17 protein-coding genes and 1 other RNA gene are annotated in these 16,425 nt (G+C 40.1%); 14 read left to right on the top strand and 4 right to left on the bottom strand.

Annotation, left to right across the window (positions count from 1 at the left end; all coding sequences use genetic code 11):
* Positions 1–162 precede the first annotated feature (162 nt).
* Complete coding sequence (locus MKZ03_RS15660) at positions 163–795, top strand: MarC family protein (RefSeq protein ID WP_106036509.1); 633 nt, start codon at positions 163–165, stop codon at positions 793–795.
* 56 nt (positions 796–851) lie between these two features.
* On the opposite strand, the gene MKZ03_RS15655 is transcribed toward MKZ03_RS15660, so the two are convergent.
* Positions 852–1,388 carry a GbsR/MarR family transcriptional regulator gene (locus MKZ03_RS15655; protein ID WP_034660700.1) on the bottom strand — a complete coding sequence of 179 codons (537 nt, stop codon included), beginning with the start codon at positions 1,386–1,388 and terminating at the stop codon, positions 852–854.
* A 269-nt stretch (positions 1,389–1,657) separates the two neighbouring features.
* Here MKZ03_RS15655 and MKZ03_RS15650 point away from each other — a divergent pair, with 269 nt between their 5' ends.
* Genes MKZ03_RS15650 through MKZ03_RS15635 form a run of 4 tightly spaced genes read left to right on the top strand, consistent with a single transcriptional unit; the run spans position 1,658 to position 5,115 of the window.
* Positions 1,658–2,806, top strand: a complete 1,149-nt coding sequence (locus MKZ03_RS15650) for a betaine/proline/choline family ABC transporter ATP-binding protein (protein ID WP_034660016.1) — start codon at positions 1,658–1,660, stop codon at positions 2,804–2,806.
* Between the two features lie 13 nt (positions 2,807–2,819).
* Positions 2,820–3,473 (top strand): ABC transporter permease, encoded by a 654-nt coding sequence (locus MKZ03_RS15645; protein WP_060698329.1) that lies wholly within the window; start codon positions 2,820–2,822, stop codon positions 3,471–3,473.
* A gap of 13 nt (positions 3,474–3,486) precedes the next feature.
* A complete protein-coding gene (locus MKZ03_RS15640) occupies positions 3,487–4,404 on the top strand; it encodes an osmoprotectant ABC transporter substrate-binding protein (protein ID WP_106030505.1) in 918 nt (305 codons plus the stop codon).
* Between the two features lie 21 nt (positions 4,405–4,425).
* Positions 4,426–5,115, top strand: a complete 690-nt coding sequence (locus MKZ03_RS15635) for an ABC transporter permease (RefSeq protein WP_034660014.1) — start codon at positions 4,426–4,428, stop codon at positions 5,113–5,115.
* 80 nt (positions 5,116–5,195) lie between these two features.
* Here the strand turns inward: MKZ03_RS15635 and MKZ03_RS15630 are convergent, their stop codons facing one another.
* From MKZ03_RS15630 to MKZ03_RS15620, 3 genes are all read right to left on the bottom strand, one after another.
* Complete coding sequence (locus MKZ03_RS15630) at positions 5,196–5,516, bottom strand: winged helix-turn-helix transcriptional regulator (protein WP_106072951.1); 321 nt, start codon at positions 5,514–5,516, stop codon at positions 5,196–5,198.
* An 82-nt stretch (positions 5,517–5,598) separates the two neighbouring features.
* Positions 5,599–6,000: a helix-turn-helix domain-containing protein gene (locus MKZ03_RS15625; protein ID WP_334750461.1), complete on the bottom strand. Its 402-nt coding sequence runs from the start codon at positions 5,998–6,000 to the stop codon at positions 5,599–5,601.
* A gap of 130 nt (positions 6,001–6,130) precedes the next feature.
* The gene (locus MKZ03_RS15620; RefSeq protein WP_034660010.1) at positions 6,131–6,535 is read right to left on the bottom strand and encodes a helix-turn-helix domain-containing protein; all 405 of its coding nucleotides are present in this window, start codon (positions 6,533–6,535) and stop codon (positions 6,131–6,133) included.
* Positions 6,536–6,687: 152 nt separating this feature from the next.
* On the opposite strand from MKZ03_RS15620, the gene MKZ03_RS15615 reads away from it, so the two are divergent.
* The 9 genes from MKZ03_RS15615 to MKZ03_RS15575 all read left to right on the top strand — a co-directional run bounded on the left by MKZ03_RS15615 (position 6,688) and on the right by MKZ03_RS15575 (position 16,407).
* Positions 6,688–6,921 carry a helix-turn-helix domain-containing protein gene (locus tag MKZ03_RS15615; protein ID WP_024426059.1) on the top strand — a complete coding sequence of 78 codons (234 nt, stop codon included), beginning with the start codon at positions 6,688–6,690 and terminating at the stop codon, positions 6,919–6,921.
* 26 nt (positions 6,922–6,947) lie between these two features.
* Positions 6,948–7,238, top strand: a complete 291-nt coding sequence (locus MKZ03_RS15610) for an AbrB/MazE/SpoVT family DNA-binding domain-containing protein (protein ID WP_003213714.1) — start codon at positions 6,948–6,950, stop codon at positions 7,236–7,238.
* A 186-nt stretch (positions 7,239–7,424) separates the two neighbouring features.
* Positions 7,425–7,658: a preprotein translocase subunit SecG gene (secG, locus tag MKZ03_RS15605; protein WP_003212746.1), complete on the top strand. Its 234-nt coding sequence runs from the start codon at positions 7,425–7,427 to the stop codon at positions 7,656–7,658.
* A 124-nt stretch (positions 7,659–7,782) separates the two neighbouring features.
* Positions 7,783–8,529 carry an alpha/beta hydrolase gene (locus MKZ03_RS15600; RefSeq protein ID WP_334750460.1) on the top strand — a complete coding sequence of 249 codons (747 nt, stop codon included), beginning with the start codon at positions 7,783–7,785 and terminating at the stop codon, positions 8,527–8,529.
* 19 nt (positions 8,530–8,548) lie between these two features.
* The gene (gene rnr / locus MKZ03_RS15595; RefSeq protein WP_334750459.1) at positions 8,549–10,891 is read left to right on the top strand and encodes a ribonuclease R; all 2,343 of its coding nucleotides are present in this window, start codon (positions 8,549–8,551) and stop codon (positions 10,889–10,891) included.
* Positions 10,892–11,030: 139 nt separating this feature from the next.
* Positions 11,031–11,501: an SsrA-binding protein SmpB gene (gene smpB / locus MKZ03_RS15590; protein ID WP_060597311.1), complete on the top strand. Its 471-nt coding sequence runs from the start codon at positions 11,031–11,033 to the stop codon at positions 11,499–11,501.
* Between the two features lie 176 nt (positions 11,502–11,677).
* Positions 11,678–12,040, top strand: a transfer-messenger RNA (tmRNA) gene (gene ssrA, locus MKZ03_RS15585).
* 785 nt (positions 12,041–12,825) lie between these two features.
* Positions 12,826–13,746, top strand: a complete 921-nt coding sequence (locus MKZ03_RS15580; RefSeq protein ID WP_307500247.1) for a terpene synthase family protein — start codon at positions 12,826–12,828, stop codon at positions 13,744–13,746.
* A 1,050-nt stretch (positions 13,747–14,796) separates the two neighbouring features.
* Complete coding sequence (locus tag MKZ03_RS15575) at positions 14,797–16,407, top strand: histidine kinase N-terminal 7TM domain-containing diguanylate cyclase (RefSeq protein WP_307500246.1); 1,611 nt, start codon at positions 14,797–14,799, stop codon at positions 16,405–16,407.
* Positions 16,408–16,425: the final 18 nt, after the last annotated feature.

The following is a 16,425-nucleotide window of genomic DNA, read 5'->3' as shown; positions in this document are numbered from 1 at the left end:
CCTAACACCGCAACAGACAGAAGAATGATCGTAATGGTTTTTTCAAGTGTGAACCCCTTTCTTTAAACCTCTATTACCATCGGTTAAAGATAAACAGGTTTTAACATCAAAGGGAATATTCACATCAGATTGGCAGACACTATGAGAAAAGGAGGGTGTCTGTTGATTGCCTTTATGATTCATGTTGTGGTCTCATTATTTGCTGTATCAAACCCCATTGGAAACGTGCCTCTTTTCATCACCTTAACAGAAGGCTATACAGAGAAAGAACGCGCTCAGACAGCCAAAAAAGCCATCGTGGTCTCTTTCATTATTTTGATTGCCTTTCTATTGGCAGGCAGGCTCATATTCAAATTGTTTGGGATCGATATTCATGCACTCCGCATCGCCGGAGGTATTTTTATTTTTGGTATCGCTTACAATTTGCTGAATGCAAAAGAATCACACGTCCAAAATCCTCATTCGGAGGAAAAGGCAGAAAGCAAAGAGAAGGCAGATATCTCCGTTACGCCGCTGGCAATCCCGATCATCGCTGGGCCCGGTACAATCGCTACAGTAATGAGTTTAACCCCAGGAAGTCAAGGGATGCTCCACATGTTTTCGATTCTAATCGGCATTATCATTGTTCTTGCCATGACGTATTATGCCTTTCATTATTCCAGTTTCATTATGCGGAAAATGGGGAAAACAGAGATGAATGTTGTGACGCGTTTGATGGGATTAATTCTTGCTGTAGTGGCAGTTGAGATGATCGGCGCAGGCTTAAAAGGGATGTTTCCGATGTTTATGTCATAAGTGTATATAAAAAAGCTGTTTTTTTTCTACAATGATGTAAAATAAAACAGCTTTTTTTAAGGTTTCGGCACATGCTTAAATACTTCTTCACTTTCAAAGAATTCAATTAAGCGGCTAATCCAATCATAGTAATCAAGACTTTCCTTGATTTCTGAAAGAAGCAGATTGATTTTATCCTCTGTTTCTTCAGGTAAGTCGTCCTGTTCAAGCAGCTCTTGCAATTCCTTGCACGTTTTCTTATGTGCTTTACGGTTTTTGCTGACAACTCGGGACCAATTGGCTGCAAACAATGAAATAAACGTTTGGTATTGATCTTGCTCAACTTCATAAAGATCTTTACGTATTCCTTTTTCATAAACCTTTTCCGCAATATTCAAATCGAGCATTTCTCGAACGACTTGACTCATCCTCGTTTTGCTCATGCCGGTCGCCTCTGATAGCTCTTCCAGCGTCATTGGTTTACGGTTCATGTGAATGATACCAAGCACTCTACCCACTGTAGAAGAAAGACCAAAGGCATTCATGTTCTCCGCAGCTTTTTCAATATAATGATCCTGTGCTTTTTGAATGGCGCCTAACGCTTGCTTGTCCACTCCCCGCTTCATCCCTTCACGACTGACAATTTGTAACACAATATATCATATACCTGTTTGTTGATGAAAACAATAAATATTGAGTAATTGCTAGTAATTTGAAGGAAAAAGGAGAGATCTCTAGATATTACAGCGTTAACTGAAAATTTTATATAAATCTTATGCAATACAAACACATCATAAACTTTTTATTTTATAAAGTTTGCACTATAATTAATAAGGTGTAAATTTTCTGAATATATAGATCCAACTAATTGGAGGTGTCTCATTTGCTGAAACTAGAGAATGTATCTAAGACGTATAAAGGCGGAAAAAAAGCTGTCAAAAATATTGATTTAGAAATAGCAAAAGGAGAATTTATTTGTTTTATTGGACCGAGTGGCTGTGGTAAGACAACAACCATGAAGATGATCAACCGACTCATTGAACCTTCCTCAGGAAACATTTTCATCGAGGGAGAAAATATTATGAAAAAAGATCCAGTTCAATTAAGAAGAGAAATCGGTTATGTGATTCAGCAAATTGGACTGTTCCCCCATATGACCATCGCGCAAAACATCTCACTTGTGCCGAAGCTCTTAAAATGGCCGGAAGAAAAACGGAAAGAACGAGCTCGCGAACTGCTGAAGCTCGTCGACATGGGCCCGGAATTTTTAGAGCGCTATCCTCATGAACTCAGTGGAGGACAGCAGCAGCGCATCGGAGTTCTTCGCGCACTGGCAGCAGAACCCCCTCTGATCCTCATGGATGAACCATTTGGTGCACTTGATCCAATTACACGAGATACATTGCAGGAAGAATTTAAGAAACTGCAAAAAACGTTAAATAAAACCATCGTATTCGTCACACATGACATGGATGAAGCCATTAAACTCGCTGACCGAATTGTGATTTTAAAAGATGGAGAGATTGTCCAAGTAGGCACACCTGAAGATATTTTGCGTAACCCCGCCAACGAGTTCGTAGAAGAATTCATCGGAAAAGAACGCCTGCTTCAATCAAATCCGAATATGGAACGTGTAGAACAAATGATGAACACGTCACCAGTCACCATTACAGTCGAACAAACGTTGACTGATGCCATCTACATCATGAGAGAAAAGCGGGTCGATTCCTTGCTTGTAGTAGATGAACATCATGTGCTAAAAGGCTATATCGATATTGAAACAATCGATGCGAACCGCAGAAAAGCGGCTTTCGTTGGTGAGATCTTAAATACAGAGTTCTATACTGTACAAGAAGGCGCACTTCTAAGAGACACCGTTCGGAAAATCTTAATACGCGGTATTAAATATGTACCGGTTGTGGATGCCAAAGGGCATTTAAAAGGCATTGTAACACGGGCAAGTCTTGTAGATGTTGTGTACGACTCTATTTGGGGAGACGATACGCCGGCGTCTGCCATTGAAATGAACTAAGGGAGGTGGACAAATGGATCAAATCATCGATTTTCTAGAGAAAAATGGTGGGGAACTCCTCACAAAAATGTGGGAGCATTTATATATTTCCTTAATTGCCGTCGTGCTAGGAATTATCGTTGCCGTTCCTTTAGGCGTCGTTCTCACACGAATGAAACGAGGCGCAGGTTTTGTCATCGGTGTCGTGAATATCTTTCAAACTCTCCCTAGTTTAGCGATTCTTGCTTTTTTTATTCCTATTTTGGGGGTGGGGAAAATACCTGCAATCGTTGCTCTCTTTTTCTATTCGGTATTGCCTATTTTGAGAAATACGTATGCGGGCGTCCAAGGTGTGAACAAAAACTTGCTTGAATCCGGTAAAGGGATCGGCATGACCACGTGGGAACAAATTCGTCTTGTGGAACTTCCGCTTGCTGTACCGATCATTATGGCAGGCGTCCGAACGTCAACGATTTATTTAATTGGCTGGACAACACTTGCTGCTTTTATCGGTGGAGGAGGTCTTGGTGACTACATTTTGATTGGACTTCAGCTATACCAGCCGGAATACATTATTGCAGGTGCCATCCCAGTCACCATTTTAGCGGTCATCATCGACTTTTCATTGATGAAGCTGGAGAAAAAAGTAACACCAGAAGGCTTAAAAGGATTGAAGGAAGTTTCATAAGGAGTTGGCTTATGTGAAGAATCGAAAAACAAAATGGATCAGTGCACTGCTTGCCGGATGCTTGCTATTGATAAGCGGCTGTTCACTTCCTGGACTAGCCGGCTCCTCAGGCAATACGCTGCGAATTGGAGCACAAAACTTTACCGAATCAGAAATTATGGCCTACATGGTTAGCGATATCATCGAACATTACACAGATAAAAAGACAACCATTGTGAAAAACCTAGGCTCTAATACCGTACAACAGAAAGCAATGGAAAACGGAGATATCGACATTTCTGCCACAAGATATACAGGGACAGATTTGACGAGTACGCTTGGAATGGATGCGGAAAAAGACCCGGAGCGTGCGATGGAGATCGTCCAAAAAGAATTTAAGAAACGCTATGATTACAAATGGTTTGATTCCTATGGCTTTGATAATACGTATGCCTTTGCCGTGACGCAAAAGATGGCGAAGGAAAACAAGTTAGAAACCGTCTCTGACTTGAAAAAGAATGCGAAAAATTACCGTTTCGGTGTCGATAATATTTGGCTCAAAAAGAAAGGCGACGGTTATGAAGGATTCGTGAAAACATACGGAATTGAATTTGGAAGCACGTATCCAATGCAGATTGGTTTAGTCTATGATGCATTAAAAAATGAAAAAATGGATATTGTGCTTGCCTATTCAACAGATGGACGAATCAAAGCCTATGACCTCAAAATTTTAAAAGATGATAAGCGGTTTTTCCCGCCATATGATGCATCGCCAGTTGTCCCGGAAAAAGTCCTAAAAGAGAACCCAGGGCTTGATAAGGTGATCAACAGGCTGATCGGAAAAATCGATACAGAGCAAATGCAAGAGCTTAACTATCAAGTCGACGGGGAGCTTCAAGAACCAGCCACCGTTGCGAAAAATTTCCTAAAAAAGCACAATTACTTTGAGTAAGATGGGGAGGTGTCACGGCTGATGGACACACTGCAGCAATTATGGACGTATTATCAGCAGAACGGTTCATATGTGTTAGAAGAATTTTATCGGCATTTTCTCATGTCAGCGTATGGGGTGCTGTTTGCGGCGATTGTCGGAATTCCAGTAGGCATCTTTGTGGCGCATTACCGTAAGCTGAGCAATTGGATCTTCGCCATTACCAATGTTATACAAACCATACCGGCGTTAGCGATGCTTTCCGTGCTGATGCTTGTATTAGGACTTGGCGCAAATACAGTCATCTTATCACTCTTTCTGTATTCGCTTCTGCCGATCATCCGCAACACGTATACAGGGATTGTCAGCATTGAACATGCTTATTTAGAATCGGGTAAAGCGATGGGCATGACGAAATGGCAAGTGCTGAGAATGGTTGAATTGCCGCTTGCTTTATCGGTCATTATGGCTGGTTTAAGAACCGCCCTTGTCATCGCCATCGGCATTACAGCGATTGGGACATTTGTTGGTGCGGGAGGTCTAGGTGATATCATCATTAGAGGATCAAACGCCACAAACGGAACAGCCATCATTTTAGCAGGTGCTATTCCAACTGCGCTCATGGCCATTATCGCTGACCTAGTCATGGGCTGGCTCGAACGCTATTTAAGCCCAACTAACAAGAAAAAAGAAAGAAAAGCATTAGCTGCAAAAAACATCACATCTGCTTAAGCGGTTAAAAAGACAAAACCTCCCTTACATCTGTAAGGGAGGTTGTTTTATGATGATCAGGCGGTTCACATGCAGGTATTTTATGATTCAAGCGTGATCCATTCAGAGGACCACTTCGAAATTTCCTCAAAAACGGGTGCAAGGGAACGCCCCATATCAGTTAAAGAATACTCAATGCGCACGGGTGTTTCAGCAAAAACCTCCCGTTTTACAATGCCTGCTACTTCCAGCTCTTTTAATCTCTCAGATAATACTCTTCCGCTTAAATTTGTCAGAGCGGCCTCAATTTCACTAAAGCGCTGCGGACCTGAGAGAAGCTGAAAAACAATCAGTGCGACCCAGCGTTTACTCAATAACTCAACTGCTTTTTCAAACCGCGGGCACATGTCAGATTGATTCATCTTTCTTCACTCCAATCTGAACCCATTATACCGTAAATCTGTCATAAATCAGCTCAAAAAGCTTGTCAATGCTCAAAACAATCTATGATGACGAACGGCTGTTTAACATAAATAACAGATAGCGGTTAAGATCCTCTATTTCTTTTTTCGAAAGAGTTGACCAAATGTCTCCATCAAATATTTCGAGAGCACCAAGTTCATATTGCGCTGCAGCTTCCTTTATTTTGGATAATGCCATTTCCTCTTCCTTCAACTGATGGACAGAAGAGGCTTCCTCAATATAGCCCGCAGCCTGCATCATTTCCTCATAAGGGACCTTTAATGCACCGGCTAGTTTTTTAATCGTAGGAGGCTTTGGAATACCGCGTTTCCCGTTTTCAATACGAGAAATACCAGCAGCGCTGACCTCTGAATACATCGCTAATTGGTTCACTGACAGCTTCTTTTCCTCACGTAATGCTCTTAAATATGCACCAAAGTTCATCAAGGCAAAACCTCACATGGTTATAGATTAGATATGTCTATTTTACCTGATTTGTTGACTATTGGCAACAAGTATACCATGAAAATATTGACATTAGTTAATAGTGGATGTACATTAGGTTTATGCCCCGCTATTTGTTCGCCTTTTTTTGGTTGATGAGCGTGAGAAAGTATTCATTCAGCTGGCTGATGTCTTGTGCGGAGAGCCTTTCCCATTTGTCCCCATCAAAAATGGGAAGATGTTCTACATCCTTTTGAAGCGCCGTTTGATAGATTTTCAACATGGATTCATATTTTGGTTTCATTTCATGAACTTGCTCCTGTTCAATATGACCGGCAAGCAGCATTAAATCCTCATAAGGCACCTTCAAGGCATGTGCTAATTTTTTGATAGTCAAAGGTTTTGGCACACCGCGCTTTCCATTTTCAATACGAGAAATACCAGCAGCGCTTACACCTGAATACATGGCGAGTTGATTGACAGACATTTTTCTATTTTCTCTTAAAATGCGTAATTGTTCACCAAAGTGATTCATGACATCGAACCTCACATTTCAGTATATGACTTATTTTAGTATGATCATTGACCAAAGGAAATAGCAGAGGGGTAAAAGTGTTGACTTAAGTTAATGGTCTGTTTCAAGTGAGCACCTGCACGTTGTACATATTGATTCAATAGGAGGTTGTAATGATGGTCGAAAAGATTCAGATCAGGCGGGCTTTTGTCATGCAGTATATGATCGAAAACGATATGTCTTTAAATCAGCTCGCTGATGAAATTGGCATTTCTCCTGCCACACTCAGCAGGGTATTAAATGGTCATCGGAAACCAGGCCAGCTTGTCATTGGCAAAATGATTCATTACTTTGATAAAAAATTTGAAGATCTATTTTACTATGAAGATATTGACAAAAGTCAATGAATGAAATGATCAAGGAGGCAATGTCGTTGAAAAGAACTGGGATGGTCAGACATATTGATTCACTAGGCAGAATTGTTCTGCCTTCAGAAATGCGCAAGGTACTCAATATTAAAGAAGAGCAGCTCTTAGAAATTTTCATTGAAGATCAAACCATTATGCTAAAAAAATATGATGCAGATAAGAGCTGCCTGTTAACTGGACAAGTGACGAAGTACAACAAAAGCTATGGAAATGGGAAAGTGATGCTGAGTCCTGAAGGAGCTGAACGTTTGTTAGTAGAATTAAAACAGCTATTGAAAGAAGAAGCAACCCGTTAAAAACGTATTTTTAACCGAAAATTGCATATAAAAAATGCTGCATACTACTCTTTGGAATGAAATTGAATCAAAATAACGAATAAAGTCGACAATATAGAGGGAATCTTTATTTTGATGTTTCGTGACATGCACCTTGTTTTCATGTAAAATAAAGTTATGTGTACCAGTTTGTCTGGAGGTGTTTTCATGCACGCATTTGTTATCACATTACTCGTAATTGTCAGTATCGCACTTATCATCGTTGTATTGTTACAATCAAGTAAAAGTGCTGGACTGTCAGGCGCTATTTCAGGTGGAGCCGAGCAGCTTTTCGGTAAGCAAAAAGCGAGAGGCCTTGACTTGATACTTCACCGATTAACGGTTATTTTGTCAGTGCTTTTCTTCATCTTAACACTTGCATTGGCATATCTAGGCGTGTAAGGCGCGAGTAACAGAAGGTCTGATCTTTTTTCAGACCTTTTTTTATTATCAGCACTCTTTTGTGTTTGTTTCATACATACAAGTGGAAAATATAAACCATATCGGAAGGAAAGGAAGTCACATCATGAAAGTTGTTACACCAAAACCATTTACGTTTAAAGGTGAAGAAAAGGCGGTGCTTCTTCTTCACGGTTTTACTGGGAATACAGCCGATGTTCGAATGCTAGGCCGTTATTTGAACGAAAGAGGGTATACATGCCATGCACCTCAATATAAAGGACACGGTGTGCCGCCAGAAGAGCTTGTCCAATCTGGCCCGGCTGACTGGTGGAAAGATGTAGAAGAAGGCTATCAATTCTTAAAAGATGAAGGCTATGAGGAAATTGCGGTTTGCGGACTATCCCTTGGAGGAGTTTTTTCATTGAAATTAGGTTACACTGTACCTGTAAAGGGAATTGTACCTATGTGTGCACCTATGTACATAAAAAGTGAAGAAGTCATGTACCAGGGTGTACTAGAATATGCCCGTAACTATAAGAAATTCGAGGGTAAGTCAGAGGAGCAGATTGAACAGGAAATGGAAGAGTTCAAGAAAACGCCAATGGGTACACTGAGGAGCCTGCAAGAACTGATTGCAGATGTCAGAAACAATGTCGACATGATTTATTCACCTACTTTTGTTGTTCAGGCACGTCATGATCATATGATTAATACAGACAGTGCGAATATCATTTATAACGAAGTAGAGACAGATCAAAAGCATTTGAAATGGTATGAAGAATCAGGCCATGTGATCACGCTTGATAAAGAGCGCGAGAAGGTTCATCAGGATGTATATGCATTCTTAGAATCACTTAATTGGTCAATTTAAATATATAGGGGGTTAGAGTGTGCAAAAAGAAGAATTTATGGATGAATTACTCGCTTTTATGAAAGATGAAGCTTATAAACCGTTAACCGTTCAAGAGCTGGAAGTGATGATGGAGATTACCAATCCTGATGATTATAAAGAGCTCGTCAAAGCACTTGTGATGCTGGAAGATCAAGGACTCATCGTTCGCACGCGCAGCGATCGCTACGGTGTACCAGAAAAAATGAACTTGGTAAAAGGAAAACTGTCTGCTCATGCAAAAGGTTTTGCATTTGTGACACCAGAAGAGTTTGGACAGGATGATATTTTCATTCCGCCTAATGAGCTAGGCACAGCGATGAATGGTGATACGGTCATGGTTCGTGTCAGCCACAAATCAAACGGCACAAAAAAAGAAGGAACTGTCATCCGAATTCTGGAGCGTAATACTCAGACGGTTGTCGGTACCTACACAGAAACGAAAAGCTTTGGCTTTGTCATTCCTGATGATAAAAAAATCACAACCGATATCTTCATCCCGAAATCCGCTAAAAATGGAGCGGTCGAAGGGCATAAAGTGGTCGTGACGCTGACAAGCTACCCAGAAGGAAGAATGAGTGCAGAGGGCGAAGTGACTGAAATCCTCGGTCATAAAAATGACCCTGGCATTGATATTTTATCGATCATTCATAAACACGGCCTGCCAGGTGAGTTCCCAGAAGAAGCGCTTCAGCAGGCAGTAGACACACCTGAAACGATTGATGAAAAAGACCTGGAAGGCAGACGTGACTTGCGCAACGAAACGATTGTAACAATTGACGGAGCAGATGCGAAGGACTTAGATGATGCCGTTACGGTGCAAAAGCTGGATGATGGCAAATATAAGCTAGGGGTGCATATTGCAGATGTCTCTCATTATGTCACAGAGAACTCCCCGATTGATCAGGAAGCTTATGAGCGTGGAACGAGTGTGTATCTCGTAGACCGCGTCATTCCGATGATCCCGCACCGCCTGTCAAACGGTATTTGCTCATTGAATCCGAAGGTCGATCGTCTCACCCTGTCTTGTGAAATGGTCATCGATCGAAATGGGAAGGTCGTCAAACATGAGATTTTCCAAAGTGTGATCAAAACGACGGAAAGAATGACCTATTCTGATGTGAATAAGATTTTAGTCGACCAAGACGAAGAGCTTTTAGACAAATATGAGCCGCTTGTGCCAATGTTCCAAGAGATGGAGAAGCTTGCAGAGATTCTTCGCGACAAACGGATGGAGCGCGGGGCAGTAGACTTTGACTTCAAGGAAGCAAAAGTGCTTGTAGATGATGAAGGAGCGGCGAAAGACGTTGTCGTTCGTGAGCGATCTGTCGCAGAGAAATTAATTGAAGAATTCATGCTTGTTGCAAACGAAACGGTTGCAGAGCATTTCCACTGGTTGAATGTACCTTTCATATATCGAATTCACGAAGAACCAAATCCTGAGAAGCTTCAGCGCTTTTTAGAGTTCGTGACAACGTTTGGTTACATTGTGAAAGGAACGTCGACAAACATCCACCCGCGTGCCCTTCAAAGTGTACTTGATGCTGTGAGGGATCAACCAGAAGAAGTTGTGATACAAACCGTGATGCTTCGTTCGATGAAACAGGCGAAATATGATCCAGAAAGCATCGGCCATTTTGGATTATCAACGGAATTCTATACTCACTTCACATCACCGATCCGCCGTTATCCGGATTTAATCGTGCATAGACTGATCAGAACCTATTTGATTCAGAAAAAAACAGACGAAGCAACCCTAGAAAAGTGGGGTCAGCTGCTGCCTGAAATCGCAGATCATGCGTCTACTATGGAGCGCCGTTCAGTCGATGCAGAGCGTGAAACAGATGACCTCAAGAAGGCAGAATTTATGCTTGATAAAATCGGTGAAGAGTTTGATGGCATGATTAGTTCCGTGACGAACTTCGGACTATTTGTTGAACTGCCGAATACAATTGAAGGTCTTGTCCATGTCAGCTACATGACAGACGACTACTATCGCTTTGATGAACAGCACTTTGCCATGATCGGTGAACGCACAGGGAATGTCTACCGTATCGGTGACGAAATCACTGTCAAAGTGGTTAGTGTTAATAAAGATGAGCACTCCATTGATTTTGAAATCGTCGGCATGAAAGGCACCCGCCGTAAATCGCCAAAAGATTTTAAGTTCAAAAAACGGACAGATTCACCAGCGAAAAAAGGGCGTGGAGGTCAAAATGCCTCTGGGGATAAAGCCAAAGAGGATAAAGGCGGAAGTGACTGGTTCACAGGCCATAAGAAGAAGAAAAAGAAAAAACGCGTATTTGATAACGCTCCAAAACAAAAGCGAAAAAAGAAAAAGTAACGTGCCAAAAAGCAAATAGGGTATCACGCTCTATTTGCTTTTTGACCACATGGCGTCAGCATTGTCGAAAGCTGGATTGTTTGATAAAATAATCCGTACGATTTGGACCGCGTTTGTGTCAAAAGGAGGGTGTACGCCAATGCCAAAGGGAGAGGGAAAGGTTGTTTCCCAAAACAAAAAAGCAAATCATGACTATTTTATAGAAGAAACGTATGAAGCCGGCCTTGTGTTACAAGGAACTGAAATCAAATCGATTCGTGCAGGAAAAGTGAATTTAAAAGATTCCTTTGCCAAAATCGAGCGAGGAGAAGTGTTTCTTCACAACATGCACGTAAGCCCATACGAGCAGGGGAACCGTTATAACCATGATCCGCTGAGAACGAGAAAGCTGCTGCTTCATCGCAAGCAAATCAGTAAATTGATTGGTGCGACAAAGGAAGAAGGCTACTCACTCGTGCCTCTGAAACTCTATTTAAAAAATGGCTTTGCCAAAGTGCTGATCGGAATTGGTAAAGGGAAAAAGAAATATGATAAACGTGACGATCTGAAGAAAAAAGATGCAAAACGTGAAATCGAGCGTGCTTTCCGTGATCGCCAAAAGCAATTCTAGATTCATGCAGATGTCTTGCTGAGAGCGGAAGCATTATGCTACAATATGTTATGCAGTAAACAATCATTGCTTTTCTTACAGAAACCACCAGTTGTTTCAAGCGAAGAGATTGTTATAATAGTTATATACGGAAGCAGTTAAGCTGAACGTTTCCATCCCGTATATCCCTTTTACAAGGGGACGTTACGGATTCGACAGGGATGGTTCGAGCTTAGGCTGCGAGCCGAGAGGCGATCTCGTTAACACGCACTTAAATGTAACTGGCAAAACTAAAAGTTTTAACCAAAACTTAGCACTAGCTGCCTAATAAGTGCAGCGAGCTCTTCCTGACATCGCCTATGTGTCTGTGAGGAGCCCAATGAAGTAGGCTACGCTTACGTTTCCGTCTGAGGACGTAAGAAGAGATCCATCAGACTAGCTCTCCAAGCGCCCGTCAGCAGGCATGCGGATGAGTGAACACGAAATATGTTGACTACGCTCGTAGACGCTTAAGTAATCGATGTCTCTGGACGTGGGTTCGACTCCCACCGTCTCCATCAAAACTTTTAGAATGCAGTCGTATCAAGGGTTTGACAATCCTTGATACGGGACTGGCAACATTCTGGCATCATTTTAGAAATCTTCTTCTTCCATGAACCTTCAGTTTAGACGGTTAAAGATGCTCATAGAGTTGAGTGTTTCTGCAACATCTGAGTGCCTAAACGATTGGCCAGTGCTAAAGGATTGCAATTTTCATTTATTAAATATGAGGCATGAGAATGTCTGAATTCGTGAAATCTTTCTGACATTCGGTTCTTTTAAACATTTTGCATAACATCTGTCGATAGAACTGGTAGAGATACTATCGTAAAACGTTCCAAAACTTTATAATCATTTTTAACAGGCGCTATTTTTGAGCGCTTTTTTTATGTCTTTTAATCCTTTGTTAATTACCTCGCTAAACAACACCCTTATCAAAGACCTCAAACATTAGCGATAAATCATCACTTAGCAGTGGCAATGGTGTCTTCAAATTCCTCAATTTGCTCAGGGCTTGATGTTGGTTGCTCAATCTTATGGAATAGTATGATGAAGCTGTCTTAAAGCTTTCTTGATAGGGTGATTTTTCACTAAAACATTGAGTATTTTTAATCATGTTATAATATGGTATATTTATTGCTAAATAGAAATGTTATTTAACAATGTTTGTTTATGACTCTTATTAGAATTAAGCTTAAATAGCTTTGCTGAGGTAAGCATTTTTCTGTTCATCTTTTTGTATACAGAAAAAATTAAATAGGGTAAATAACATAAAAAAGAAAATAATTTTTGGGAGGTCTAGAAAATGTTAGAAGTAAAAAAAATACCCAAAATAGAAGAATGTTTCGAAGGTTCTATTCATCCTTTTGTTCAACGAGTACATGAAGACACAGTTAATTGGGCTAAAATCAATAATTTAATGAATGATTCAAACATAAAAAGATATGAAAGACAAAAAATTTCATACTTGGCAGGACGTTCTCAACCTTATGACTCTTACGACAGTGTAAGATTGTCTTCTGATTATCTTTTATTGTTTTGTATATTGGATGATTATAGCGACAATTTGAACAATCAAAAGTTATATGATATATATTCTAAAAAGATAATTGAAATTCTTAATGAAAGAGCATTTTATGATGATGATACTTTTTTATATGCGTGGCATGATTGGTGGAAACGTCTTAGTATAGGAATGCCTGATGAATGGAAAAAAAGAATTATTCAAAGTATTCAAAATTGTTTTAATTCTATTAAATGGGAAATTAAAAATGAAAAAGAAAAGTACATACCAACTCTTGAAGAGTACGTCAATCATAGGATGCATAGTGGGAGTGTTTTTGTCTGTTTTGATCTAATAGAAAGAGGAGGTAGAAGTTTTATTCCTGCTTCTAGTCGTAGTATTTTACTGAGAAATTTAATTAACTCTATCAATAAAATAGTAAATTGGACAAATGATTTATTATCTTTTAAAAAAGAATTTGAGAATGATGAAATTCATAATTTGGTTATCATTCTGCAAAAACAAGAAAATTGTTCAATAGAGACAGCTTTAGATAGAGCAAAGGAAATGTTAAACATAGAAATTAATACATTCATTGAACTTAAAAATAAAGTCTTTATCAGTAATGAGCCTTTTGATAGTGGTATGATTAAATTCATATCTAGGTTGGAGAATGGTGTTCGAGGACATTATGAATGGAGTATGAAGACTAAAAGGTTCTAATTTATTATTCTTAAATGATAATTGCTACCCTTATAGTGCTATTAAATAAAAATATATACTGTATATTTATGATGACTATTACCCCTCATTATATATGTGGCTCCGCTTTATAAAAAGAGGTTATATTATGTTTAATATCAGGGAGGTTTTGTACGACTAATATATCAAAACGTTTTAGATCCATTGCTTCATGATAAGGAACAGGGTCGTGGATATTTATTGATGTTGTTTGCATTTCTTTAAGTTGGGGTGAATCGGTTTAAAAGAACGTGGCCTCTACCACTAGAGCAATTGGCATAGCATAGAATATTGATGTTTTTAGGTTTGAGCATCAATGACCCCGTTCCTTATCATTTGGCATCGCCTTACTCGATTTAAAGATACAACGATTTTCCAGGACATTTTCAATGAAATTATTCTTCAAGCCATTAATCGGAATAATCTAGCAATACAAAATCGGCTTTGTGTTGAGAAGGATTTCTAGAGTGGAATATGAGAACAACACCTTGCTTTAACGAGAAATTTCTCTATTATAAAATGGATGGAATTAAGAAGAAAATAAGACTGACGAGATTTTCCCCGAAACAACTGTAAAAATCGAATTAACAAAGGACAAACAACTATAATAGCAATGATGAGTAAGAGCTGATTAGATAAGAGTTCCACAAACGTTGTTTGAATCACATAAACTGCAATCAGTAGTAAATAACTCACCAAAAATATCAACCCAGAACTTCTCTTCTCAAATGGCTTCTCTAAGAGAATCAGCATAAATAGCCCCGCCATAATAATCAAAAAAGTCATATACTTTGTAAGCCTCCTCGTCATTGATCCCCGATTTCCACATTGTACAGATATTTCACCTACCGCAACATACTTCTCCCTCAAATTAAGCAAAAAGTAGTGAAAATATAAGGGATCACGAACAGATAACGACCGAAACTTTACAAAAAACCTCCAACCAAATCAAATTCACACCTTCCCATTTGCGACTTCCTCATATATAGTAAGATTAGACTAGTTCTAAATAACTGAAATTGGGGCGTTTACATGGATTCGATTGTTTTACATTTTATTGTGATCATGAGTGTTTCTGGCATTCTGTCCGTGATATTATCAATCATTGCTCATGCGAACCGCCGCCGGTATACTGGCTGTCAATTGTTTATGTACATGTCTGGAGCAACTGCGATTTATATCTTTGGGCACACGTTTGAATTATTGGCAAGTACACCTGGACAGATCATGTTCTGGGTTTGTTTTCAATACATAGGTCTTCCGTTCATCGCACCATTCAGTCTGATGATTGTGCTGCAATTTACGGGATTCCATCAATATTTCACAAAGCGCCGCGTGCTTCTCATCTTACTGATTCCAACTCTCACCACCATTATGGTGTTCACCAACTCTTTTCATTCACTCTTTTATCGTAGCATCACGATGAATCCAGTAGACGGTTTTTTATTGGCTGATTTTACGATTGGCTATTGGTATATCATTCATGGCGTCTATACATTTGGCTGTTCGATGCTCGCTATTTTTATGCTGGTTTGGTTTTTACGTGTCACAAAAAAAGAATATTTAAAGCAGATCCTCATTTTGCTAGTGGGAATGTTACTGCCAATCACGACATCTTTTATCTATTTATTAGGCGTTACGCCTCTTCATATTGACCCGGTCCCTGTGGTGATGTTTTTAACCAATGCACTCTACTTATGGGCGATTATGTCGTTCCAGCTCTTTAAGCTCTCTCCCATTGCAATGGAGCGTGTGTTTGAGCATATGTCTGAAGGGGTTCTCATTTTAGATCGATACCGGACACTCATAGATTACAACCCCGCTGCTGCATCGATCATTCCAGCACTTTCTAATAAAAAGGGCATTGGCTATAAAATTGACGATATTTTCTCAGGGATCATCAAAGATACCGCGTTCATTCAGTGGCTGCGTTCTCCGCAGGATCATTCGCAATATGATTTAATGTGGAAAAAGGACAAAGATCAGTCCAGCTATTATCACCTGACCGCTTCATCGTTATTTAATAGAAGAGGAGAGATCGAGGGCAGGCAAATTGTGATCAGTGATGTAACAGAGCAGCGTTTGCTGCAGGAAGAGCTGGAGCGTCGTGCGTATATTGATGGGTTGACGAATATCTTCAATCGTTCTTCTTTTATTGAACGAACGCAGATGATCTTGGAAGAGGATGCGCAGGATACGGCGATCTTGCTGTTTGATATTGATTTCTTTAAACAAATCAATGACACGCATGGACATCATATTGGAGACGAGGCGCTGCGTCATGTTGTCACCATTTGTCAGCAGCATTTACAGATGGACGATTTATTCGGACGATATGGCGGAGAAGAGTTTGCTATTTGTCTGCCGCATCATTCATTTGAAGAGGCATGTCATATTGCGGAGCGAATGAGACATTCGTTTGAGACGAGTTTCTTTGAGACTGATGAGGAAAAAGTGCGAGTGACAGCGAGCTTTGGAATCGCTCATACAGCTTATGATCCAAATGTATTAGAAACTCTTCTATTTGAAGCGGACCAAGCCTTGTATATGTCAAAACGTCAAGGGCGCAACCGGATTTATGCGTCAACTGGAGCGGACTATATGCTGTATGAAGAGCATGATCTACCGCCAGCTTCTCATTGACTGTTGTCCTGACATTCG

Source organism: Bacillus sp. FSL R5-0431 (genome assembly GCF_038002985.1).
Classification (GTDB): Bacteria; Bacillota; Bacilli; order Bacillales; family Bacillaceae; genus Bacillus.
This window is presented reverse-complemented; position numbering and strand designations above follow the sequence as displayed.